We start from the raw sequence: 20,593 nt of genomic DNA on the forward strand, positions 1-20,593 counted from the left end.
TTTCGCGTCAAACGGATGACGATTAGTTTGGCTTGGCGGCTTCGCCATTGCCGGCCGGGGCGGCATTGCCCTGCTGGGCCGCCAGCTTGGCCAGGTTCTGCCGGTAGATGGCCGCGAAGTCGACGGGCTCCATCATCAGCGGCGGGAAGCCCCCCTGCTGGGTGACGGTGGCCAGCACCTGACGCGCGAAGGGGAAGATCAGGCGCGGGCATTCGACCATCACCAGCGGGGAAATCTGCGCGTCGGGCACGTTCTTGATGCGGAAAATGCCGCCATAGACCAGTTCGACATTGAACAGCACGGTCTCTTCGCGATTGGCCTTGGCGTTGAGCGTCAATTCGACCGCATAGACTTCATCGCTCTGCTTCTTGACGCCCACCGAGATGGAAACGTTGAAGGCCGGGTTGGCGCCCGTGGCCATCAGGGTGGCCGGAGCGCCCGGATTTTCAAAGCTCAGGTCGCGGATATACTGACCCATCAGGTTCATGCTGGGCGCGTTGGCGGGCTGCGGCGCCGCTGCGCCAGTCGTTTCGTCGGCCATTACTTGGTCCTTCGTCGTTCGGAAAATTTGGCAATTCTGGCCGGCTGGCTAGCACTTTTGGCCCCGCCGAACAAGCCGAGCCGCCTAGGGCTGGCCGTCCCGCCAGTCCTTGTCGTCGAGCTCGATGGCCTTGGGGGCGCTGTTGGGCGCGCCTTCGGCATCGCCATGGCGGCGATAGGTGGTGGTGGTTTCAACCACCCGGACCCGGCTGGCGAGAGCCTTGAAGATCGCCTCGCGCACCGGCGGCACCAGCAGCGTCAGCGCCGCGATGTCGCTGAGGAATCCCGGCAGAACCAGGAGAATGGCGGCCAGCCCGATCAGCATGGCATCAAAGACCTGCCGGCCCGGAATCGTTCCAGCGCTGACATTGGTGCGCATGCGGTTGATGACACCCAGTCCCTGGGCGCGCAGCAGAATGCCGCCCAGCAGGGCCGCCGCCAGCACCAGACCCAGCGTGGGCAACACGCCGATGGCCCGGCCGACCACGATGAACAGGGCGATTTCCACCAGCGGCAGGATCAGAAAGGACAGAGCGAACAGGCGGGCCAAGCGCGACATTCCTTGTAAGAGTGCTGGCGAGGCGCGGCAAAGTGCATCTCGCCCCAACGTGAACTGGTTTTGGGCTAAAGCTTTCCCTATATATAGGCATAGCTCCGGCGCAGAACGAGCGCCGCCCCATTTTTTTCGACGCCCATTGCGCAAGGTAGCTGCTTCATGGACGATTTTCTCGATCTGCCGACCCTCATCGCCATCGTCGTGGCCGTATTTGTGCTGTTTCGCCTGCGCGGGGTGCTCGGCACCCGCACCGGCAACGAGCGTCCGCCCGTGGACCGTTCGCGCTCGACCCCGGCCAAGGACCAGGCCAATGACGATACGGTCGTCCCGATGCGGCCCCGGCCGGCGCAGCCCGATCTCGATGACGAGCGCCGGGCCCGCAAGCTCGATGCGGAGATCGAGCAGGCCGCCGCCGGCAATGCTGACCTCGCCGCCGGCCTCAGGGCCGTGGCCGAAGCCGATCCCACCTTCACGCCCAAGAGCTTCCTCGATGGCGCCAAGCAGGCCTATGAGATGATCGTCACCGCCTTTGCCGAAGGTGACCGCCAGACCCTGCGCAATCTGCTCGAAAAGGACATTTTCGACAGCTTCCAGCGCGCCATTGCCGAGCGTGAAGCCGCCGGCCAGAAGGTCGATTTCACCTTTGTCGGCCTGCCGCGCATCGCCATCGTCGATGCCGAATACGACAAGAAGAACATCAATGTGACCGTCGATTTCCACGCCGAAGTGGTTTCGGCGACGCGCGACAAGGATGGCAATCTGGTCGAGGGCAATGCCGATGCCGTCCAGACCATTGCAGATGAATGGACCTTCTCCCGCAATCCCAAATCGCGCGACCCGAACTGGAAGGTGATCGCCACCAGCCAGCTCGATTGACCCTTTGCGGCAGGCCCATCCATGTCCAAGCGCGACCACAAGCGCCTGCCGCATGATTTTCACCTCTGGACCCATGTGGCCGAGACGGTGGAGCCGCTGCGCCGCAAGGGCCTGTTGCGGCTGAACCAGGCAGCTCTGCCGGTGCCAGAGGTCGAGCCGACGCCGGTGATCAAGCGGGGGCCCAAACCGCTGGGCCGGGGCAAGCCTTTTCTGCCCGCCTTCCAGGCGCCCGGTCTTCCCGGCGCCGCCGCCGATCGGGCCGTCGATCCCGCCATCCACAAGAAGGTGCGGCGCGGCCGCATCGACATCGATGGCACCATCGACCTTCATGGCATGACCCAGACCCAGGCCCGCGAGGCCCTGCGCCGCTATGTTGGCGCCCGGGCGGCTCGGGGTGACCGCACCATTCTCGTCATCACCGGCAAGGGCCTCAAGACCGACAATGACTATGTGGCGGCCATGACCGAGCGCGGGATCCTGCGCACCATGCTGCCGATCTGGCTGAGCGAGCCCGGCCTGTCGCATCTGATTTCCGGCTGGAGCGTGGCGGCCCGTGGCCATGGCGGGGAGGGCGCATGGTATGTGCGCCTGCGCCGCCAATGACCCCGCTCGGCGCCAGGCTGCGGGCCCTGCGCGAGGCGCGCGGCATTTCGCTCAAGGACATGGCCGCGGCCCTCAACGTCTCGAGTGCCTATCTTTCGGCGCTCGAACACGGCCGGCGCGGCCAGCCCACCAGCTTTCTCCTCCACCGCATCATCGCGTTCTTCAACGTCATCTGGGACGAGGCCGAGGAATTGCAGCGCCTGGCCGAAATATCCGATCCCAAGGTGACCATCGACACCGGCGGCCTCGCCCCCGAGGCCACCGAACTCACCAACCGCCTGCGCGACGACATCACCCGGCTTGAGCCTGAAGACCTGAAATTCCTGCGCGACGAACTGGTGAAGCGGGCCGGGAAGAAGCGCTGAATCCTCTTCCTTCTCCCCTTGAGGGAGAAGGTGGATCGCGCGGCGCGCGAGACGGATGAGGGGTCCCGGACCCTTCGCGCGCACTTGAGGCGGTTGAAAGATCAATACCCCTCATCCGCCCCTGTGGGGCACCTTCTCCCTCAAGGGGAGAAGGGGAGAGCGGCCATCGCCGCCGCTACAGGACGAACTTGCTGAGATCGGTATCCCCGGCCAGAACGCCGACCTTTTCGCGCACGAAAGCGGCGTCGATCTTTACGGTCTGGCCGGCCCGGTCCGGCGCGTCGAAGGAAATTTCCTCGACCAGCCGCTCCATCACCGTCTGCAAGCGGCGGGCACCAATGTTCTCGACACTGGAGTTTACCTTCACCGCGGCATCGGCGATCGCCTCGATGGCGTCGGCCGTCACCTCCAGCGTCAGGCCCTCGGTGCCCATCAGCGCCACATATTGCTTGATGAGGCTGGCTTCGGTGTCATTGAGGATGCCGATGAAATCGTCCCGCGTCAGGGCCTTGAGCTCCACCCGGATCGGCAGGCGACCCTGCAGTTCGGGCAACAGGTCGCTGGGCTTGGACACATGGAAGGCGCCCGAGGCGATGAACAGGATATGGTCGGTCTTGACCGGGCCGTACTTGGTCGAAACCGTCGTGCCCTCGATCAGCGGCAACAGGTCGCGCTGCACGCCCTCGCGTGACGGACCGCCCTGTACCCCGCCTTCGCGGGCTGCGACCTTGTCGATCTCGTCGATGAAGACGATGCCGTGATTTTCCACCAGTTCGATGGCCTCGGCCTTGAGCTGGTCCTGGTCGAGCAGCTTGTCGGCTTCCTCGGCGATCAGCGGTTCATAGGCGTCCTTGACCTTGATCTTGCGCTTGACGCCGCGCCCGCCCATGGCCTGCTTGAACATGTCGGAAATGTTGATCATGCCGATGCCGCCGCCCTGCATGCCCGGGAAATCGAATCCCTGCGGCGTCGCCGGCGTCATCTCGATCTCGATTTCCTTGTCGTCGAGCTCGTTGTTGCGCAGCTTGTTGCGAAAACTGTCGCGGGTCGAGGGCGTGGCCGAGGTGCCGACCAAGGCGTCGAGCACGCGCTCTTCGGCATTGTGATGGGCCTGCGCCTGCACGTCGCGGCGGCGCTTGTCGCGCAGCACCGTGATCCCGGCCTCCACGAGGTCGCGAACGATCTGCTCGACATCGCGGCCGACATAGCCGACCTCGGTGAACTTGGTGGCTTCCACCTTGACGAAGGGGGCCTGGGCGAGACGGGCAAGGCGCCGCGAAATCTCGGTCTTGCCGACGCCCGTCGGCCCGATCATCAGGATGTTCTTGGGGCTGACCTCGCGGCGCAGCTCGGGGCTGAGCTGCTGCCGGCGCCAGCGATTGCGCAGGGCCACGGCCACGGCGCGCTTGGCATCGGCCTGGCCGACAATGTGGCGGTCGAGCTCGGAAACGATCTCGCGCGGGGAAAAATTGGTTTCACTCATGACTTATGCTCCTGGTGCCTTGTCGAGGAAGCGCACCATCAGGTGTTCGTCGATATATCGACCGTTCACAAAGAGGTAGCGGGGCTCGGTCCCATAGGTCTCAAAGCCCAGCTTCTGGTAAAGGCGTATGGCCGGCTCGTTCTCCGACCACACACCCAGATGCAGCTGGATGACGTGTTGGCTGGCATGATTGACCAGGTGCTCGACCAGCGCCCGAGAGAGGCCGGTGCCGCGATGGTTGGGCCGCGTATAGACCTGGATCATCCAGCCGCGATGGTTTTCCTTGGCGCCGTCATTGCGCATGAAGGCGTTGATCCCGGCGAGCGAGCCGTCAGCCAGCACTGCGCCGAAAACCGTCAGGGCTTCGAGCGAGCGGCGGATATCGTCATCCGAGCGCTGCGCAAAGGCCTCGGCGGTGGAGACGAAGGCCTCCGGATGATTGGCCAGGGCCTCGTGCCGGATGGCGCGATAGGCCGCTAGGTCATCGGGCCCGAGGCGGCGGATCGTGTAGCTCACGCGGAAAGCTCGATGGTTTCGACCGTCACATTGCCATTGGTATAGACGCAGATTTCCTCGGCGATCTTCATGGCGCGGCGGGCAACGTCCTCGGCATCGAGCTCGGTCGCCTGGTGCAGGGCCAAGGCCGCCGAATGGGCATAATTGCCGCCCGAGCCGATAGCGATGACCCCATGGTCGGGGGTCAAAACGTCGCCATTGCCGGTCAGCACCAGCGTATCGGTCTTGTCGGCCACGATCATCATGGCTTCGAGTTTGCGCAGGTATTTGTCGCCACGCCAGTCCTTGGCCAGCTCGACGGCGGCGCGCATCAACTGATCGGGATATTGCTCGAGCTTGGCTTCCAGCCGCTCGAACAGGGTAAAGGCGTCGGCGGTCGAGCCGGCAAAGCCGCCGATCACCTTGCCACCGGCCAGCCGGCGCACCTTCTTGGCGCCATGCTTCATCACGGTCTGGCCCATCGACACCTGGCCATCGCCAGCCACCACAACCTTGTTGCCCTTGCGGACGGAAACGATCGTCGTCCCGTGCCAGCCGGGAAAATCACTGTCACTCATTTGGGGAAACACTCCGAACTGTTGGATGATATTTAGGGCGGCCCGAGGCGATTGCAACCGGGGCGACCCTGCCCGACGGCAACCACACACGCGATCGTCACCCTCGGGCTCGACCCGAGGGCACTACACTTGATGGTGTTGGTGATGTGCAACACCCTCGGGTCAAGCCCGAGGGTGACGTCTGGTGAATGGTTGTCTTCAACGCAATCTTTATGCGTTTGCGCATAAGTGCTAGTGACCCGCCGAACGCCGGAGAGCCGAGATGCGCACAGCCAAAATCGCCCGCAAGACCAACGAGACCGAGATTTCCGTCTCGATCAATCTCGATGGCACCGGCAAGCACACGATGAAATCGGGCGTCGGCTTTTTCGATCACATGCTTGATCAGCTCAGCCGCCACTCGCTCATCGACATGGAGGTGAGCTGCAAGGGGGACCTGCATATCGATAGCCACCACACCGTGGAGGATGTCGGCATCGCCCTGGGCCAGGCGATCAAGCAGGCGCTGGGCGACAAGAAGGGCATCCGCCGCTATGCCAGCGCCGACCTGCCCATGGATGGCACCCTGACCCGCGCCGCGCTGGACGTGTCCGGCCGCGCCTTTCTTGTGTTCAAGGCGGAGTTTTCGCAGGGCAAGATCGGCGAGATCGACACCGAGCTTTTCCGCGAATTCTTCCAGGCGCTGGCCATCAATGCCGGCATCACCCTGCATATCGAAAACTTCTATTTCGACAATAACCACCACCTGGCCGAATCCATGTTCAAGGCCGTGGCCCGCGCCCTGCGCGAGGCGGTGGACATCGACCCGCGCATGAGCGACGCCGTTCCCAGCACCAAGGGCACGCTGTAAGCCTCGGCGGCCACGAGCCGATCTGTCCCAGACCTCATCCTGAGCTTGTCGAAGGATGGGGTCGCAGCCACTGGGCCCGACCTTGCCGTTGGTCACGCTCGCCACACGGTCTGCGTGAGCCATGCCCTTCCCCCCTCAAGCATTTTGCACTAAGTCAGCCACCGATACGGGTGTCACCGGGATTTTGGAGACGATTGTGACTCTCTTCGCGCTCTTTCGATCCGTGGATGATCCGGCCGGGCTGCCGCAGGCCGTCGCCGACAAATTCTCGTGGTTCGCAGCGCTGCTGCCGCCGGTTCACGCGCTGGCCCATCGCCTCTGGGGACAGTTCGGGCTTTTCATCCTCGGGCTTGGCGCCATCCTCGCCGCGAGCGTCTTCATTGGCGCCGAGGCGGCAGCAGGTCTCTACGTCCTACTGGCGCTTGCTTGTGGCTTTGCCGCTGCCGGGGCCCGAAGCCGGGCCTATCGGCGGCGTGGCCTTGCCCCGGCAGGTCATCGGCTGGCCGCCGATGCCGATCTGGCGCGGCTCGCTGTTCTGGAGGCCCGTCCATGAGTTTGGTCGCCATCATCGATTACGGCGCCGGCAATCTGCGCTCTGCCGCCAAGGCCTTTGAACGCGTCGCCGCCGAACGGGGCCAGGGCGATGAGATTGTCGTCACGGCCGATCCCGATCTGGTGCGCCGCGCCGATCGCATCATGCTGCCCGGCGTCGGCGCCTTTGCCGATTGCATGGCGGGGCTCGAAGCCGTGCCTGGCATGATCGCGGTGCTGGACGAAAAGGTCGTCAGGGGCGGCACGCCCTTTCTCGGCGTCTGTGTCGGCATGCAGCTCCTGGCCAGCGAAGGCCGCGAAAAGGTCGTGACCAAGGGCCTCGGCTGGATTCCCGGCGCGGTCGAAAAGATCGCACCATCCGATCCGGCCCTCAAGATTCCCCATATGGGCTGGAACACCATTTCTTCCGCCCGCCCGCATCCGCTGCTAGAGGGCATCGCCACTGGTCCGGCGGGTCTGCACGCCTATTTCGTGCATTCCTACCACCTGCGCAGCACCGATCCCGCGCACACCATCGCCACCACCGATTACGGCGGGCCACTGACCGCCTGTGTCGGCCGCGACAACATTTTCGGCACCCAGTTCCACCCCGAAAAAAGCCAGGCCCTGGGGCTGAAACTGATCGAGAATTTTCTGGGATGGGCGCCGTGAGTGCGGCAGTGGAGATACCCCCTTCTCCCCTTGCGGGAGAAGAGCCTGCCCCCGGCTCGAACGGGGGTGCCCCGAAGGGGCGGATGAGGGGTCTCTTGCAGCAGTCACGGTTCTTGTCGGAAAAACCCCTCACCCGTCTCGCGCTGCGCGCGATCCACCCTCTCCCGCAAGGGGAGAGGGGAAACACGGAGTACATCCAGTGATCCTCTTCCCCGCCATCGACCTCAAGGATGGCCAGTGCGTGCGCCTGAAACTTGGCGACATGGACCAGGCCACCGTCTTCAACGATGACCCGGCGGCCCAGGCCAGGGCGTTCGAGGAAGAGGGGTTCGACTATCTCCATGTGGTCGATCTCAACGGCGCCTTTGCCGGCGAAAGCGTCAATGGCGCCGCCGTCGAAGCCATCCTGAAAACCGTGAAATTCCCGGTGCAGCTGGGCGGCGGTATCCGCACCCTCGACCATATCGAGAGCTGGCTCGACAAGGGCCTGGCACGCGTCATCCTCGGCACCGTGGCCGTGCGCAATCCCGACCTCGTCAAGGAAGCCGCGAAGAAGTGGCCCGGCCAGGTGGCCGTCGGCACCGACGCCAAGCAGGGCATGGTGGCGGTCGAAGGCTGGGCGGAAACCTCCGAACTCTCGGTGATCGAGCTGGCCAAGCGCTTCGAGGGCGCCGGCGTCGCGGCCATCATCTATACCGATATCGACCGCGATGGCGTGCTGGCCGGCATCAATTGGGACTCAACGCTCGATCTGGCCCGCTCGACCTCGATTCCCGTGATCGCCTCGGGCGGTCTTGCATCGATGGACGATATCGAGCGCATGACCCGGCCGGACTATCAGGTCCTTGAAGGCGCCATTTCCGGACGCGCGCTCTATGACGGGCGCATTGATTCACGTGAAGCACTGGCAAAACTGCGGGCGGCCGGATGATGGGTGCCCGGCCCAAGCGCTTTCCCTGGCTCGGCTACGCCATTGCCTTCTGCCTCATCGGCGCCTTCACCATGTCGCCCGCCATCTGGCTTGCCGTCGTCAATGCCCAAGAGCCCGGCCCTCCGATTGGCCTCACCGATCTCATGGCCAGCTGGGGTCTGTTTGGCTGGCTGATCATCACGCCCTTTTCACTGGGTCCGTTCCTGATCATGGCCTGGGCGCTGGTCCTGGCCATGCACCATTGGGCCTTTCGGCGCCGCCGGCGCAAGGAGGGCGGCCAATGACGCCCAGACGCTTTCCCTGGCTGGTCTATGCCATTATTTTGGGCGCCATCCTGCTGTTCGCGGCAGCGCCGCTCCTGTCGGTCTATTTCACCTATCTCGTTGCCGATGCCCATGGCTGCACCGTCAACGAGGCAAGTGTTCACCCCTGCATGGTGCTTGGTTCGGACTGGGGTGGCCTGCTCTACTTTACCGGGGTCATGGGCTGGTTCGGCCTGGCAACGCTCCCCCTGGGGGGTGGAGCGGTCATCGTCTGGCTGGTGGTCGTCATCATCCACTATATTGCCTGGCGGCGCGCACAAAACACGGAGTCAGAATGACCCTCAAGACCCGCATCATACCCTGTCTCGACGTAGCCGGCGGCCGTGTGGTCAAAGGGGTGAACTTTGTCGATCTGATCGATGCAGGCGATCCGGTGGAGGCGGCCATGGCCTATGATGCGGCCGGGGCCGACGAATTGACCTTCCTCGATATCACCGCCAGCCATGAGGGCCGCGACACGATTTTCGACGTCGTGGCGCGCACCGCCGAACATTGTTTCATGCCGGTCACCGTGGGCGGTGGCGTGCGCAGCATCGAGGATATCCGCAAGCTCCTGCTGGCCGGCGCCGACAAGGTGGCGATCAATTCGGCCGCCGTCAGCGACCCCGATTTCATCGCCCGCGCCGCCGACAAGTTCGGCAATCAGTGCATTGTGGTATCCGTCGACGCCAAGCAGCGATTGGGCCAGCGCGTGGGTGGCGACAATCGCCAGGCCGTCCGCCGCGAGGACAGACAAAGTCAATGGGAAATCCATACCCATGGCGGCCGCAAGCCCACCGGCATCGACGCCGTGGAATTTGCCGCCCGCATGGTCGAGCGCGGTGCCGGCGAACTGCTGGTGACCTCCATGGACCGCGATGGCACCAAGTCCGGCTTTGATCTCGAATTGACCCGCGCCATTGCCGACAGCGTCGAAGTCCCGGTCATCGCTTCGGGCGGGGTCGGCACGCTCCAGCATCTCGTTGATGGGGTGAAGGAAGGTCATGCCAGCGCCGTCCTCGCTGCCTCCATCTTCCATTTCGGCACCTTCACCATTCCGGAGGCCAAGGCCTATATGGCCAGGGCCGGCATCGCCATGCGCATGGATGCAGTCGCCGGCAGGGCGGCTTAGGTAGGGATTGCCGGATGGACCGTTCCATCACAAGGTCATTCCCGCGAAAGCGGGAACCCCTGTTTACCGCCCTGACATAGAAACGGAGGTTCCCGCTTTCGCGGGAATGACGCCGCGATCGGTTCGATCCTTTCCGGCGAGGAGACCAAGAATGACCCTTGAAGACCTCGAAGCGCGTATCGCCCAGCGCGCCGCCGCCTCTCCTGAGGACAGCTACACGGCCAAGCTGATTGCCCGCGGCATCGAAAAGACCGCCCAGAAGCTGGGCGAAGAAGCCACCGAAGCTGTCATCGCGGCGGTAACGCACAATCGTGCCGAACTCATCAAGGAAAGCGCCGACGTGCTGTTCCACCTCCTGGTCGTGCTGAAAGCCGCCGATGTGCCGCTGGCCGAAGTCATGGCCGAGCTCGATGCCCGCACGGCGCAGTCGGGCCTCGCCGAAAAAGCCTCGCGCAAGGAATAATGCTGATGGCCAGACGCTCTCCCGCGCACGATCCCTATCTCTCCTTCACCAAGCAGCAGTGGAGCGATCTGCGCAACGGCCAGCCAATGACGCTGACCGAGGCCGATATCCAGCGCCTGCGCGCCCTGACCGATCCGATTTCGCTGGCCGAGGCCGAAGAGGTCTATCTGCCGCTCTCGCGCCTGCTGGCTTACTATGTGGAGGCCATCCAGGGCCTGCACAGGGTTTCGACCCGCTTTCTAAATACGGCGGGCGACAAGGTGCCGTTCATCATCGGTGTCGCCGGTTCGGTGGCCGTGGGCAAGTCGACCACCTCGCGTATCCTGCGCGCCCTGCTCAGCCGCTGGCCGTCGAGCCCCAAGGTCGATCTCGTCACCACCGATGGCTTCCTGCACCCCAACAAGGTGCTCGAGGAGCGCGGCATCATGCAGCGCAAGGGTTTCCCCGAAAGCTATGACCGCGCCCGCTTCGTCAATTTCCTCGGTGACATCAAGTCGGGCAAGGGCGGGGTCGAAGTGCCGGTCTATTCGCACCTGGTCTATGACGTGGTGCCCGGCGAAAAGGTCGTCATCGACCGGCCGGACATTCTCATCGTCGAGGGTCTCAATATCCTGCAGCCCGGCGACCTGCCGCGCGACGGCATGCCGATCCTCTTCGCCTCCGATTTCATCGATTTCTCGATCTATATCGACGCCGATGTCGAGGACCTGCGCGACTGGTACATCACCCGCTTCTTCCGCCTGCGCGAAACCGCCTTCCGCGATCCCACCTCCTTCTTCCGGAAGTTCTCGGAAATGAGCGAAGAGGAAGCCGGGGTCTTCGGCCGCAATGTCTGGGAAACGATCAACCTGCCCAATCTGGTCGAAAACGTCCTGCCCACCCGCGGCCGCGCCGATCTGATCCTCAAGAAAGGCGCCGATCACCGCATCGAAGAGGTCAAGCTGCGGCGGCTATAGGACTGTCGCGGTCCTGACCTGGACCTTATCCCAGGGCTGTCGAAGACCTCATCCCCCACCGCCGCGGGGGCAGGCTCCGAACCTCTCCAAGACCTCATCCTGAGCCTGTCGAAGGACGAGGTCGGGCCCCGCTGTCAGACCGCGTGGCTCGACACGCCCACCACGAGGCCATTGCAGTATCGGACCAGAGCGTTTCACTCGCGAGCTGACCTATCGTCTTCATCGCCCCCTCTCCCCTCAGCGGAGAGGGATGGGGTGAGGGGTGAAAGCCTCTCGGCAAGAACGCAAATGTGAACCCCTCATCCGGCGCTTCGCGCCACCCCGGATCAAGTCCGGGGCAGGCTCTTCTCCCCTCAGGGGAGAAGGGAAAGGCTGCGTCGTTTCAATCCAATCGTCACGAGGACTAATATGTCCCCGGCTGCGGCTGGCTGAGGATGATGAGATTGCCGTCCGGATCGCGCAGTTTCGCGGTCTTGAAGAAATCCCCGAATGCCTTGGCCACCGGCTTGATGCCGTGCATTTCCAGCCGCGCCAGTTCCTCGGCGATATCGTCGACGATCAGCATGGTGACGCTGGCGCCGGCCCGGTCCTCGTCACTCATCACATGCACCCAGCCGCCACCGGGCAGCTTCCATTCGGCGACGTCGGCCATGGTGCGGGCATCGGCGGGGCGGCCGAACAGATATTCATACCAGACGAGGGAATTGCCCAAATCCTCAACGGCGATGCCGGCCAGCACATTGGTGAGGGTCATGTAAGGTCCGCTTCTTGGTCTTGATGCGAATCGTAGCACAACCACCCCCCTGTCGGCACCATGGTTGGCGGCGCGGCGCGGCGCTGCTATAGGCGAGACGGAACGCGAGGAGCGAGTGGCATGAGCAAGCTGCGCATTATCGTTGCCGGGGCCGGCGGGCGCATGGGCCTGGCCAATATCCGCGCCATTGCCGGCCATGAAGAGGTTGCGCTGGCCGGGGCCTTCGACCGGCCCGGCGCGGCCTCTATCGGCCAGGATGCCGGCACCCTTGCCGGTCTGGGGGCGCTGGGCGTATCAGTGGCCGAAAGCCCCGACGCGCTGTTCGCCAAGGCCGACGTGATCATCGATTTTACCGCGCCCGCCGCCAGCGTCGCCCTCGCCCGGCGCGCCGCCGAGCACGGCCTCGTCCATGTCATCGGCACCACCGGTTGCCTCGAGGCGGAGGATGCGGCCATTGCCCAGGCCGGCCGCGACGGCGCCCGCATCGTTAAGTCGGGCAATTTCTCTCCCGGTGTCGTGACCCTTGCGGTCCTCGTCGAGCGCGCCGCGCGGGCCCTGTCCGACTACGATGTCGAAGTGCTCGAAATGCACCACAACCAAAAGGTCGATGCGCCCTCCGGCACGGCGCTGATGCTGGGTGAGGCGGCCGCGCGTGGCCGCGATATCGCCCTCAAGGATCACGCCGTGCGGGTTCGCGACGGTCATACCGGCCCCCGTGAATTCGGCTCCATCGGCTTTGCCACCCTGCGCGGCGGCAATGTCATCGGCGATCATTCCGTGATCCTGGCCGGCCCGTCCGAACGCATTGAGCTTTCTCACCGCGCCCAGGACCGCACCATTTTTGCCAATGGCGCCGTCCGGGCCGCCATCTGGGCCGCCCGGCAAAAGGCCGGGCTCTATACCATGGCCGACGTGCTTGGCCTCAACGACTGAACGAAGGGACTGAACACATGAGCGGTACGCTGATCCTGGTGCGTCATGGCCAGAGCGAATGGAACCTCAAGAACCTGTTTACCGGCTGGCGCAATCCGAACCTGACCGAGCAGGGCATCGGGGAGGCGCGCGCCACCGGCAAGGCCCTCAAGGCCGCCGGGATCGTGCCCGATCTCTACTACACCTCCGCCCTGCGCCGCGCCCAGCACACGCTGGACCTGATGCTCGAGGAGATGGGCATCGAGAACGTCACCATCACCCGCAATATTGCGCTCAACGAGCGGGACTATGGCGACCTGTCTGGCCTCAACAAGGATGATGCCCGGGAGAAATGGGGCGAGGAGCAGGTCCATATCTGGCGCCGGTCCTTCGACGTGCCCCCGCCGGGTGGTGAAAGCCTCAAGGACACCGCCGCCCGCACCCTGCCCTATTACGAAGCCGAAATCCTGCCCCAACTCAAGGCCGGCAAGACCGTACTGGTCGCCGCCCATGGCAATTCCCTGCGGGCCCTGGTCATGTCCATCGAGGGGCTGACACCAGACGAAATCCTCGCCCGCGAGATCGGCACGGGCGAACCCACCACCTACAAGATCGGCAGCGACGGCAAGCTGGAAAATCGGATTACGCTCTGACGCGCCTCAGACTTCACCCGATCCTGAGAAAGACCTCATCCTGAGCTTGTCGAAGGACGAGGTCGTGGCCACGATGTGCCCGCCCTCGTGGTTCGACGGGCTCACCATGAGGGCTCCGATTCTCCTGAGCAGGGGAACCTATTCCTCTCCCCCTCGGGGAGAGGTGGTACGGCAAAACCCTGCTCGTTACTGCGCCTGGCAAATCTGTTTGGACCCCCCCGGATACCGTCAAAGACCTCATCCTGAGCTTGTCGAAGGACGAAGTCGTGGCCACAGCGTAGCCGCCCCCTCACCTCCCCCTTGACGGGGGAGGTGGCGTCGCTAGGCCCAAAGGGCCGTAGCAGAGCCAGGTGGGGGTGATCCTGGCACTTTGCGCGAATGGGAGCCCCGAGCCCATCGCTCCCCCGGCCCGATTCGAGGGCAGATCCAACGATTCACGTGGAACACGTGTGACTGGCTATGAGCGTCCCGCCGAAATCACCCCCGCCTCCCAGCCGAGGATCGCCCGCTTGCGCGGCACGCCCCAGTGATAGCCGGTCAGCGCTCCCGAGCTGCCGACCACCCTATGGCAGGGCACGACGAAGCTGATCGGGTTCTTGCCCACGGCGGCGCCGACGGCGCGCGAGGCTTTGGGCCTGCCGATACGGTTGGCGACACTGGCATAGGTCGTGGCGGCGCCCACCGGTATCGTCAGCAGCGTCTCCCAGACCTTGACCTCGAAATCGGTGCCGATCAGCACCACCCGGACCGGCCGGTCGGCCGCCCAGCGGTCCGGCTCGAATATCGGTGATACGAGTGGGGCCACCCGTGCATCGTCGCGGCTGAACCTTGCATTGGGCCAGCGCTCGGCCAGATCGGTGAACGCATCCTCGATCGAGGTTTCCGCATCGGCAAAGCCGAGCCCTGAAATGCCATATTCGGTCGCCGTCACCACGGCCGTGCCGAAGGGTGAGGGGGCAACGCCCCAGATCATGTCGATACCGGCGCCCCCGGCCCGGAAGACCCCCGGCGGCATGGCCTCATAGGTCACGAACAGGTCGTGCAACCGGCTGGTCGAGCTCAGGCCCACCTCATAGGTGGTGTCGAGCACGCTGGCCTTTTCGCGCAACAGGCCCTTGGCATGGTTGAGCGCCACCGCCTGCGCGAAGCTTTTGGGGCTGAGCCCGCACCAGCGGCGGAACAGCTCGGTCAATTGCCGCTCGCTCAGCCCCAGGGCACGGGCAAAGCGCGGCATGTTCAATTCATCGGCGCCGGTTTCGCTGAGATAGCGAATGGCGGCGCGGATGGTGTCATAGTCGCTTTCCGGCGACAGGGCGGAAACTTGGTTCATGGCCGGGATCCGGTTGACTGCTTTTTTCCAGCTTTAGTCCGGTCCGCGACCGGCCGCGACCCGGATTTGACGGGGCTAAGCCGCGCGCCGTGCCTTGCGCAGGGCCGCCCCGAAAGCGCGGGCAAAGCTGGATTTGTCCTCGATCGACAAAAAAGTGCCGAGCTCGATTTCGTCCGTGCCCTGACGCAGGAAGATGGCCGTGGTCCGTTCATTATCGTTGCGCACCAGCCGCAGCCGGGTCTGGTTCGGGTCGAGCCGGCGCAGCTGCCGCTCCTGTCCGGGGCCCTGGGTGACGATCTCGAGCTGGTCGGGCCAGAGCGTGATGGCCTGTGCCAGCCGGTCGCGGCGCGCCAGCCTGACGCTGAACACGCTCATGGCCCCGATGGCCAGGCTATAGGCGAGAAGTCCGGGCAGGACAAATTCGGGAATGGCCACCAGGAACGGCGCGCCCACCAAGCCCGCTATCCCCAGACCGATCCAGCCGCCGGCGGCCCGCAGCGAGCGGTCCGGCCGCAGCGTGGCGGCAAACAGGGGCGAGGTGGTGGTGACTTGCATCGGCATGGCTCTTGCCCGAAATAGTGACAGATATTGGCGCGCGAGAGAATGCCGGGTGTTAAAAAAGTGAAAAGATTGTCCAAAGCCGACGCCGAGGCGATCTTTGCCCGCTTTGCCGAAATCGAGCCCGAACCCAAGGGCGAGCTCGACTATGTCAACGCCTTTACGCTCCTTGTCGCCGTGGTGCTCTCGGCGCAGGCCACCGATTCGGGGGTGAACAAGGCCACCAAACGCCTGTTCGAGATGGCGCCCAGCCCCCCTGCCATGGTGGCGCTCGGTGTTGCCGGCATCGAGCACGAGATCAGGACCATCGGGCTGTTTCGTGGCAAGGCGAAGAATGTCTTCGCCTTGAGCCAGATTCTCATCGACAAGCATGGTGGCGAAGTGCCGGAGGATCGTGAGGCGCTCGAAGCCCTGCCCGGCGTCGGCCGCAAGACGGCCAATGTGGTGCTCAATATCTGGTTCAAGCAGCCCACCATCGCGGTCGATACCCATCTCTTCCGCGTCGGCAATCGCACCGGCCTGGCGCCGGGAAAGACGCCGCTGGCGGTGGAAAAAGCCCTGACCCGCATGGTGCCCAGGCGCTTCATGCTCCATGCCCATCACTGGCTGATCCTGCATGGCCGCTATATCTGCAAGGCGCGCAAGCCCGAATGCTGGCGCTGCCCCATTGCCCAGTGGTGCCGCTTCGAGCCCAAATCGCCCCTGCCCAGGGGACGCTGACTATCCGCCATAGCCCCGCGCCATGGCGGCGGCAAAGATCGGGATCAGCAAAAGACCCAGTGCCTGCAGGTGCAGGAAGCGTCTATTGGCAGCAAGCTCGGCTGCGGGCGGCGCATAATCGGCCGAGTTCCGGCTGGCGGCCGCCCAGCGCCGTATCGCCAGCGTCGGCGGAATGGTCAGCAGGCCCACCCCGGCAAAGAGGATCATCTTGCCCCAGAAGGCATGGTTGCCCAGGTAATATTGCCAGCCCACGGCGCCAAAGATGACGCGCAGCACGCCAATGACGATCACTGCCCCGGCAATCGCCCCATAGGCCGCATCGATCCGCGCCAATTGCCCGATGCGCGGGCCGGAAAGGCCGGGTCGCAGCAAGGCAAATTCGGCGGCGTATATGGCCACCAGGGTAAACACGGCCAGGTGGTGCGCCGAAGCTAGAATCAGATCCCAGTCCATGATCCATCCTCATGTTGACAGTGCTTACATATTTGGGCATGATGTAAACAATGTCAACATCCTCTGAAAACAGCCCCTATCATCACGGCAATCTGCGCCAGGCACTGCTGGAAGCGGCGCTGGTCATTCTGGAACAGCGGGGCGAGGCCGGGCTCGGCCTGCGCGACCTGGCCCGCGCCGTCGGTGTTTCGGCTGCCGCCCCCTACCGGCATTTCGACAGCCGCATGGCCCTGCTCGAAGCTCTGGCCGTCACCGGATTCCAGCGCTTCAGCGCCCGCATGGAGGCGGTGGCGGCGGGCCATCCCGCCGAGCCCATGGCCGCCATGGGCAAGACCTATGTGCTGTTCGCGCTCGAACAGCCCAATCTCTTCCGCCTGATGTTTTCCCCGCAACTCAAGAAAGATGGCCGCCCCGGCCTGCGCATGGCCGCCGACACTGCCTTCGACACGCTCCGCCATGTCGTGGGCGGCGATGTCTCGGCCGGCCGCATCAAGGCGCTGTCCGCCTGGGCCAAGGTGCATGGCCTGGCCGTGCTGCTGCTCGACGGGCAGATTGCCATCCGCGCCGGCGAGGATACCGAGGTCCTGATTGCCGAGATCATTGGCGGGCTCTAGCCGAGCCCTGGGCCGGGCCGAAAACATTGCCCCGCCTGCTCTCTTGCTCTAAACCGGCTTACGGCTTCCTCTCCAACGCCGGATCCCCCGCATGACCCAGACCCGCTTCGACGTGCTGACCATCGGCAACGCCATCGTCGACATCATCGCGCCTGTTGAACCCGGTTTCATCGCGCGCGAGGGCATGAGCGAGGGGATCATGCATCTGATCGATACCGATCGGGCCGAAGACCTTTATGCCAAGATGCCGGCGCAGCGGCAGCAGATTTCCGGGGGCTCGGCCGCCAATACCGCGGCCGGGGTTGCTTCGCTTGGAGGCCGCGCCGCCTTTGTCGGCAAGGTCGCCGACGATGCGCTCGGCGATGATTTCGCCCGCGATCTCGAGGCAATCGGGGTCCATTACGACACCACCCGTCTCAAGGGGGGCGCCCTCACGGCGCGGTCGATGATCTTCCTCTCCGAGGATGGCGAGCGCACCATGAATACCTATCTCGGCGCCTGCCACGAACTGACCGAGCGCGATATCGATGCCGACAGGATCGGCAGTGCCGCCATCACCTATATGGAAGGTTTCCTCTGGGATCCGGTCGAGGCCAAAAAGGCCTTCGTACTCGCCGCCCACTATGCCCACAAGCACGAGCGCGCCGCCGCCTTTACCCTGTCCGACCCGTTCTGCGTCGATCGCTATCGCGCCGAGTTCCTCGATCTCATCCGCTCCAAGACCGTGGACTACGTCTTTGCCAATGTGAATGAGGTCAAGTCGCTCTACCAGACCGATGATCTGGGCACCGCCATTCGCGAGATCGCCAAGGATGCCGAGGTCGCCGCCATTACCATGGGTGCCGACGGCGCCATGGCGGTCTGCAATGGCGAGGTGATTTCCGTGCCGGCCTTCCCGGTCGACAAGGTCGTGGACGCCACCGGCGCCGGCGACCTCTTCGCCTCAGGCTTCCTGCTCGCCCTGGCCCGCGGCCAGAGCCTCGACCAGGCCCTGCGCACCGGCTGCCTGGCGGCCTCCGAGATCATCAGTCATATCGGGGCCAGGCCCCAGCTCGATCTCGCAGACCTGTCCCGGCAACACGGGCTGACCGGCCAGGCGGTTTCACCACTGAACTGATCTCCCGCCTCCTTCGCCCCTTCACCTCCCCCTCGAAGGGGGAGGTACCGGCGCTCGGCCCGAAGGGCCGTAGCAAAGGTGGGAGGGGGTGTCTCCGGCTCCGCTTCCGCTACAAGGGGTTAGGGCAAAGGCGCCTTTCGCAGGGTCAGTTCAACCGTCAGCAGATTTAAGCCACGCTGATCCGCTTGCCATCCATTTCTGCCAGGATGGCCTTAGCGGCAGCTGCCGGGTCGGGGGCAGCGATGATCGGCCGCGCCACCACCAGGTGGCTGGCGCCGGCGGTCAATGCATCGGCCGGGGTCATGGCGCGCTTCTGGTCTCCCAGTGCCGCTCCGGCGGGGCGAATGCCCGGGGTCACCAGCGCCATCTTGCCCCCGATAATGCTGCGCACCATTTCCGCTTCCCGCGCCGAGGATACGATGCCGCCGATCCCGGCCTCGCGGGCCTGCCGGGCGCGCTGGGCCACGAGGCCTGCGGCGTCGCGGGCATAGCCGGCATCCTTGACATCGTCATCGTCCATCGAGGTCAGCACCGTGACCCCGAGAATGGTCAATCCCGATCCCTCTGCCGCCTTCTGCGCCGCGCGCATGGCCTTGGGATAGGCGTGGACGGTGAGCATGGTGGCGCCGGTTTCGGCAATGGCCGCCACGCCTTTTTCGACGGTGTTGTCGATGTCGAGCAGTTTGAGATCGAAGAACACTCTCTTGCCGGCCGCCAGCAGCGCCTTGCCCAGCGCCAGCCCGTCGGCGCCATAGAAGCACTGGTAGCCGATCTTGTAGAAATCCACCTTGTCCCCGAGGAGCGAAACAATTTCCTCGGCGCGCGCCCGCGACGAAACGTCCAGCCCCACGATCAACTGGCCTGCCATGATGGTTCTCCCCGCGATGTAAAATGATGCTCTGGCCCTAGAGCAAAACCGCTGGCTCCGCAAGCTTTGGGCTCTCGTGCCAGTTCGGGCCGATCTCTTCCATCGGCGTCCAGTCGGTCAGCAATTGCCGCCGGGCCAGGTCAAAGACGAAGCCATTGCCGCCGCCGACCGCGCCGATGCAGCTCTGGTCTTCCTCGCGCGATATCCGCCGGCCGCCGATATGGCATTTGAGCAGCGTGCCCACCGCGCCATGGCCGCAAAACACCGTCACCGCCCCCTCGGGCACGCTGGCGAGAGCCGTGGTCACCGCCGACACGATGCGCCGCTGCGCATCCACCGCCCGTTCCCAGCCGGCCGCGCTGATATCGGGCTGGGCGAAGAAGCGATCGGCCATGTCCTCGAACAGCGCCGGCGGCAGAAAGCCGGTGGCGCTGCGGTCATTCTCGCCCATGGCATGATCGGCCAGGGTCAGCGTGTCCGCCGAGGCCGCGATCAGCTCCGCCAGTTCCTGCGCCTTGGTCTCGCGGCTCGAAAAGATCATGCTGCCCTTGGGCACCACACCCCGCCGGGCAAAACGCTCGGCGCGCGCCCGGCCTTCCGGCGACAGTCCCCACAGCGGCACCGGAACGGCGGCGTCGAGCTTGACCTGCGGATGGGTGAGGTAAAGGGCCTGCATGGCTATCCTCGGCTGAAATGGGTCAGTTCATCTATCAGTTGATCAACTTTTCGAGAGATGGCTGGTTCCACCGGATCGCCATTATCATCGAACGCCGCCTCGGCCGGACCAATGCCCAGAAGCGTCGGAACCACCAGCGTGCCCACCTTTGTCAGCGATTCCCGCAGGTGGCTGAGACCCCAGATCGTGCCGTATTTTCCCGAGCTGACGCCACCGATGCCGAAGACGGCATGACGGAAGGGACTGGGCTTCTGCCGGCTGAGCCAGGTGATGGTGTTGACGATCAGCGGACTGGCCCCGCCATTATATTCGGGGCTGGCGATGAAGACGATATCGTGGCTGCGCCACATCCCGGCCAGCCGCACGGCGGCTTCGGGCACATTGTCGGGTTCGAGGTCCTCGTTGAAGATGGGCATGTCGAAATCGCCGAGATCGATCGCGGTGACTGCCACTCCCGCCGCCTCCAGCCGCCGCCCCACATGGTGCTGCAGCTTCACATTATACGATCCCTTGCGAATGGACCCCGAAAGGGTAAGCGCCGTCGTCATCCTGTCTCCGATCTGGTCTGCCACCCCACCGCAAGAAACCGATTTTTGGTTGCGACG

29 protein-coding genes are annotated in these 20,593 nt (G+C 64.4%); 17 read left to right on the plus strand and 12 right to left on the minus strand.

Going from position 1 to position 20,593, the window contains the following annotated elements; all coding sequences use genetic code 11:
• Positions 1-22: 22 nt before the first annotated feature.
• A complete protein-coding gene (gene secB, locus KIT02_RS12610; RefSeq protein WP_297578210.1) occupies positions 23-541 on the minus strand; it encodes a protein-export chaperone SecB in 519 nt (172 codons plus the stop codon).
• A gap of 84 nt (positions 542-625) precedes the next feature.
• Positions 626-1,090, minus strand: a complete 465-nt coding sequence (locus KIT02_RS12615; protein ID WP_297578211.1) for an FxsA family protein — start codon at positions 1,088-1,090, stop codon at positions 626-628.
• Between the two features lie 165 nt (positions 1,091-1,255).
• Here KIT02_RS12615 and KIT02_RS12620 point away from each other — a divergent pair, with 165 nt between their 5' ends.
• Genes KIT02_RS12620 through KIT02_RS12630 form a run of 3 tightly spaced genes read left to right on the plus strand, consistent with a single transcriptional unit; the run spans position 1,256 to position 2,940 of the window.
• Positions 1,256-1,972 (plus strand): Tim44/TimA family putative adaptor protein, encoded by a 717-nt coding sequence (locus KIT02_RS12620; RefSeq protein WP_297578213.1) that lies wholly within the window; start codon positions 1,256-1,258, stop codon positions 1,970-1,972.
• A gap of 21 nt (positions 1,973-1,993) precedes the next feature.
• Positions 1,994-2,575, plus strand: a complete 582-nt coding sequence (locus tag KIT02_RS12625; protein WP_297578215.1) for a Smr/MutS family protein — start codon at positions 1,994-1,996, stop codon at positions 2,573-2,575.
• Complete coding sequence (locus KIT02_RS12630) at positions 2,572-2,940, plus strand: helix-turn-helix transcriptional regulator (RefSeq protein ID WP_297578217.1); 369 nt, start codon at positions 2,572-2,574, stop codon at positions 2,938-2,940. The genes KIT02_RS12625 and KIT02_RS12630 overlap by 4 nt, the downstream gene beginning before the upstream one ends.
• A gap of 175 nt (positions 2,941-3,115) precedes the next feature.
• On the opposite strand, the gene hslU is transcribed toward KIT02_RS12630, so the two are convergent.
• Genes hslU through hslV form a run of 3 tightly spaced genes read right to left on the minus strand, consistent with a single transcriptional unit; the run spans position 3,116 to position 5,496 of the window.
• The gene (hslU, locus tag KIT02_RS12635) at positions 3,116-4,423 is read right to left on the minus strand and encodes an ATP-dependent protease ATPase subunit HslU (protein WP_297578219.1); all 1,308 of its coding nucleotides are present in this window, start codon (positions 4,421-4,423) and stop codon (positions 3,116-3,118) included.
• 3 nt (positions 4,424-4,426) lie between these two features.
• The gene (locus KIT02_RS12640; protein WP_297578220.1) at positions 4,427-4,939 is read right to left on the minus strand and encodes an N-acetyltransferase; all 513 of its coding nucleotides are present in this window, start codon (positions 4,937-4,939) and stop codon (positions 4,427-4,429) included.
• Positions 4,936-5,496, minus strand: coding sequence for an ATP-dependent protease subunit HslV (gene hslV, locus KIT02_RS12645; protein ID WP_297578221.1), 561 nt, complete (start codon positions 5,494-5,496; stop codon positions 4,936-4,938). The genes KIT02_RS12640 and hslV overlap by 4 nt, the downstream gene beginning before the upstream one ends.
• Positions 5,497-5,758: 262 nt before the next feature.
• Between hslV and hisB the strand changes: the two genes are divergently transcribed.
• The 9 genes from hisB to coaA all read left to right on the plus strand — a co-directional run bounded on the left by hisB (position 5,759) and on the right by coaA (position 11,333).
• Positions 5,759-6,346: an imidazoleglycerol-phosphate dehydratase HisB gene (gene hisB, locus KIT02_RS12650; protein WP_297578223.1), complete on the plus strand. Its 588-nt coding sequence runs from the start codon at positions 5,759-5,761 to the stop codon at positions 6,344-6,346.
• Positions 6,347-6,542: 196 nt separating this feature from the next.
• Positions 6,543-6,899: a DUF2628 domain-containing protein gene (locus KIT02_RS12655; protein ID WP_297578224.1), complete on the plus strand. Its 357-nt coding sequence runs from the start codon at positions 6,543-6,545 to the stop codon at positions 6,897-6,899.
• Positions 6,896-7,549, plus strand: a complete 654-nt coding sequence (hisH, locus tag KIT02_RS12660; protein ID WP_297578225.1) for an imidazole glycerol phosphate synthase subunit HisH — start codon at positions 6,896-6,898, stop codon at positions 7,547-7,549. The genes KIT02_RS12655 and hisH overlap by 4 nt, the downstream gene beginning before the upstream one ends.
• Before the next feature lie 199 nt (positions 7,550-7,748).
• Positions 7,749-8,480 carry a 1-(5-phosphoribosyl)-5-[(5-phosphoribosylamino)methylideneamino]imidazole-4-carboxamide isomerase gene (hisA, locus tag KIT02_RS12665; protein WP_297578227.1) on the plus strand — a complete coding sequence of 244 codons (732 nt, stop codon included), beginning with the start codon at positions 7,749-7,751 and terminating at the stop codon, positions 8,478-8,480.
• A complete protein-coding gene (locus KIT02_RS12670) occupies positions 8,477-8,764 on the plus strand; it encodes a hypothetical protein (RefSeq protein ID WP_297578229.1) in 288 nt (95 codons plus the stop codon). Before hisA ends, KIT02_RS12670 begins: the two co-directional genes overlap by 4 nt.
• Positions 8,761-9,081 carry a hypothetical protein gene (locus KIT02_RS12675; RefSeq protein WP_297578231.1) on the plus strand — a complete coding sequence of 107 codons (321 nt, stop codon included), beginning with the start codon at positions 8,761-8,763 and terminating at the stop codon, positions 9,079-9,081. The genes KIT02_RS12670 and KIT02_RS12675 overlap by 4 nt, the downstream gene beginning before the upstream one ends.
• Entirely contained in the window at positions 9,078-9,914 is an 837-nt protein-coding gene (gene hisF / locus KIT02_RS12680; protein WP_297578233.1) for an imidazole glycerol phosphate synthase subunit HisF, read from the plus strand. Before KIT02_RS12675 ends, hisF begins: the two co-directional genes overlap by 4 nt.
• Before the next feature lie 151 nt (positions 9,915-10,065).
• The gene (locus KIT02_RS12685; RefSeq protein ID WP_297578234.1) at positions 10,066-10,377 is read left to right on the plus strand and encodes a phosphoribosyl-ATP diphosphatase; all 312 of its coding nucleotides are present in this window, start codon (positions 10,066-10,068) and stop codon (positions 10,375-10,377) included.
• 5 nt (positions 10,378-10,382) lie between these two features.
• Positions 10,383-11,333, plus strand: coding sequence for a type I pantothenate kinase (coaA, locus tag KIT02_RS12690; protein WP_297578235.1), 951 nt, complete (start codon positions 10,383-10,385; stop codon positions 11,331-11,333).
• A 403-nt stretch (positions 11,334-11,736) separates the two neighbouring features.
• Here coaA and KIT02_RS12695 read toward each other — a convergent pair whose 3' ends face one another.
• Positions 11,737-12,087, minus strand: a complete 351-nt coding sequence (locus KIT02_RS12695; RefSeq protein ID WP_297578236.1) for a VOC family protein — start codon at positions 12,085-12,087, stop codon at positions 11,737-11,739.
• A gap of 120 nt (positions 12,088-12,207) precedes the next feature.
• Here KIT02_RS12695 and dapB point away from each other — a divergent pair, with 120 nt between their 5' ends.
• Together dapB and KIT02_RS12705 are read left to right on the plus strand one after the other, a co-directional pair.
• A complete protein-coding gene (dapB, locus tag KIT02_RS12700) occupies positions 12,208-13,020 on the plus strand; it encodes a 4-hydroxy-tetrahydrodipicolinate reductase (protein ID WP_297578237.1) in 813 nt (270 codons plus the stop codon).
• A gap of 17 nt (positions 13,021-13,037) precedes the next feature.
• Complete coding sequence (locus KIT02_RS12705) at positions 13,038-13,652, plus strand: 2,3-bisphosphoglycerate-dependent phosphoglycerate mutase (RefSeq protein WP_297578238.1); 615 nt, start codon at positions 13,038-13,040, stop codon at positions 13,650-13,652.
• 457 nt (positions 13,653-14,109) lie between these two features.
• Here the strand turns inward: KIT02_RS12705 and KIT02_RS12710 are convergent, their stop codons facing one another.
• Positions 14,110-14,982 carry a bifunctional helix-turn-helix domain-containing protein/methylated-DNA--[protein]-cysteine S-methyltransferase gene (locus KIT02_RS12710; protein ID WP_297578239.1) on the minus strand — a complete coding sequence of 291 codons (873 nt, stop codon included), beginning with the start codon at positions 14,980-14,982 and terminating at the stop codon, positions 14,110-14,112.
• Between the two features lie 75 nt (positions 14,983-15,057).
• Positions 15,058-15,543: a DUF2244 domain-containing protein gene (locus KIT02_RS12715; RefSeq protein ID WP_297578240.1), complete on the minus strand. Its 486-nt coding sequence runs from the start codon at positions 15,541-15,543 to the stop codon at positions 15,058-15,060.
• A gap of 42 nt (positions 15,544-15,585) precedes the next feature.
• On the opposite strand from KIT02_RS12715, the gene nth reads away from it, so the two are divergent.
• The gene (gene nth / locus KIT02_RS12720) at positions 15,586-16,260 is read left to right on the plus strand and encodes an endonuclease III (protein WP_297578241.1); all 675 of its coding nucleotides are present in this window, start codon (positions 15,586-15,588) and stop codon (positions 16,258-16,260) included.
• Here nth and KIT02_RS12725 read toward each other — a convergent pair whose 3' ends face one another.
• A complete protein-coding gene (locus tag KIT02_RS12725) occupies positions 16,261-16,713 on the minus strand; it encodes a DUF2214 family protein (RefSeq protein WP_297578242.1) in 453 nt (150 codons plus the stop codon).
• Between the two features lie 50 nt (positions 16,714-16,763).
• Here KIT02_RS12725 and KIT02_RS12730 point away from each other — a divergent pair, with 50 nt between their 5' ends.
• Complete coding sequence (locus KIT02_RS12730; RefSeq protein ID WP_297578243.1) at positions 16,764-17,327, plus strand: TetR/AcrR family transcriptional regulator; 564 nt, start codon at positions 16,764-16,766, stop codon at positions 17,325-17,327.
• A gap of 91 nt (positions 17,328-17,418) precedes the next feature.
• Positions 17,419-18,444 carry an adenosine kinase gene (locus KIT02_RS12735; protein ID WP_297578244.1) on the plus strand — a complete coding sequence of 342 codons (1,026 nt, stop codon included), beginning with the start codon at positions 17,419-17,421 and terminating at the stop codon, positions 18,442-18,444.
• Positions 18,445-18,610: 166 nt separating this feature from the next.
• Here KIT02_RS12735 and pyrF read toward each other — a convergent pair whose 3' ends face one another.
• Genes pyrF through KIT02_RS12750 form a run of 3 tightly spaced genes read right to left on the minus strand, consistent with a single transcriptional unit; the run spans position 18,611 to position 20,536 of the window.
• On the minus strand, positions 18,611-19,312 hold the full coding sequence (pyrF, locus tag KIT02_RS12740; RefSeq protein ID WP_297578245.1) for an orotidine-5'-phosphate decarboxylase: 702 nt from the start codon (positions 19,310-19,312) through the stop codon (positions 18,611-18,613).
• Positions 19,313-19,349: 37 nt separating this feature from the next.
• Entirely contained in the window at positions 19,350-19,988 is a 639-nt protein-coding gene (locus KIT02_RS12745; RefSeq protein WP_297578246.1) for a histidine phosphatase family protein, read from the minus strand.
• Positions 19,989-19,990: 2 nt separating this feature from the next.
• On the minus strand, positions 19,991-20,536 hold the full coding sequence (locus KIT02_RS12750; RefSeq protein WP_297578247.1) for an NADPH-dependent FMN reductase: 546 nt from the start codon (positions 20,534-20,536) through the stop codon (positions 19,991-19,993).
• Positions 20,537-20,593: the final 57 nt, after the last annotated feature.

This window comes from Devosia sp. (assembly GCF_025809055.1).
Lineage (GTDB): Bacteria > Pseudomonadota > Alphaproteobacteria > Rhizobiales > Devosiaceae > Devosia.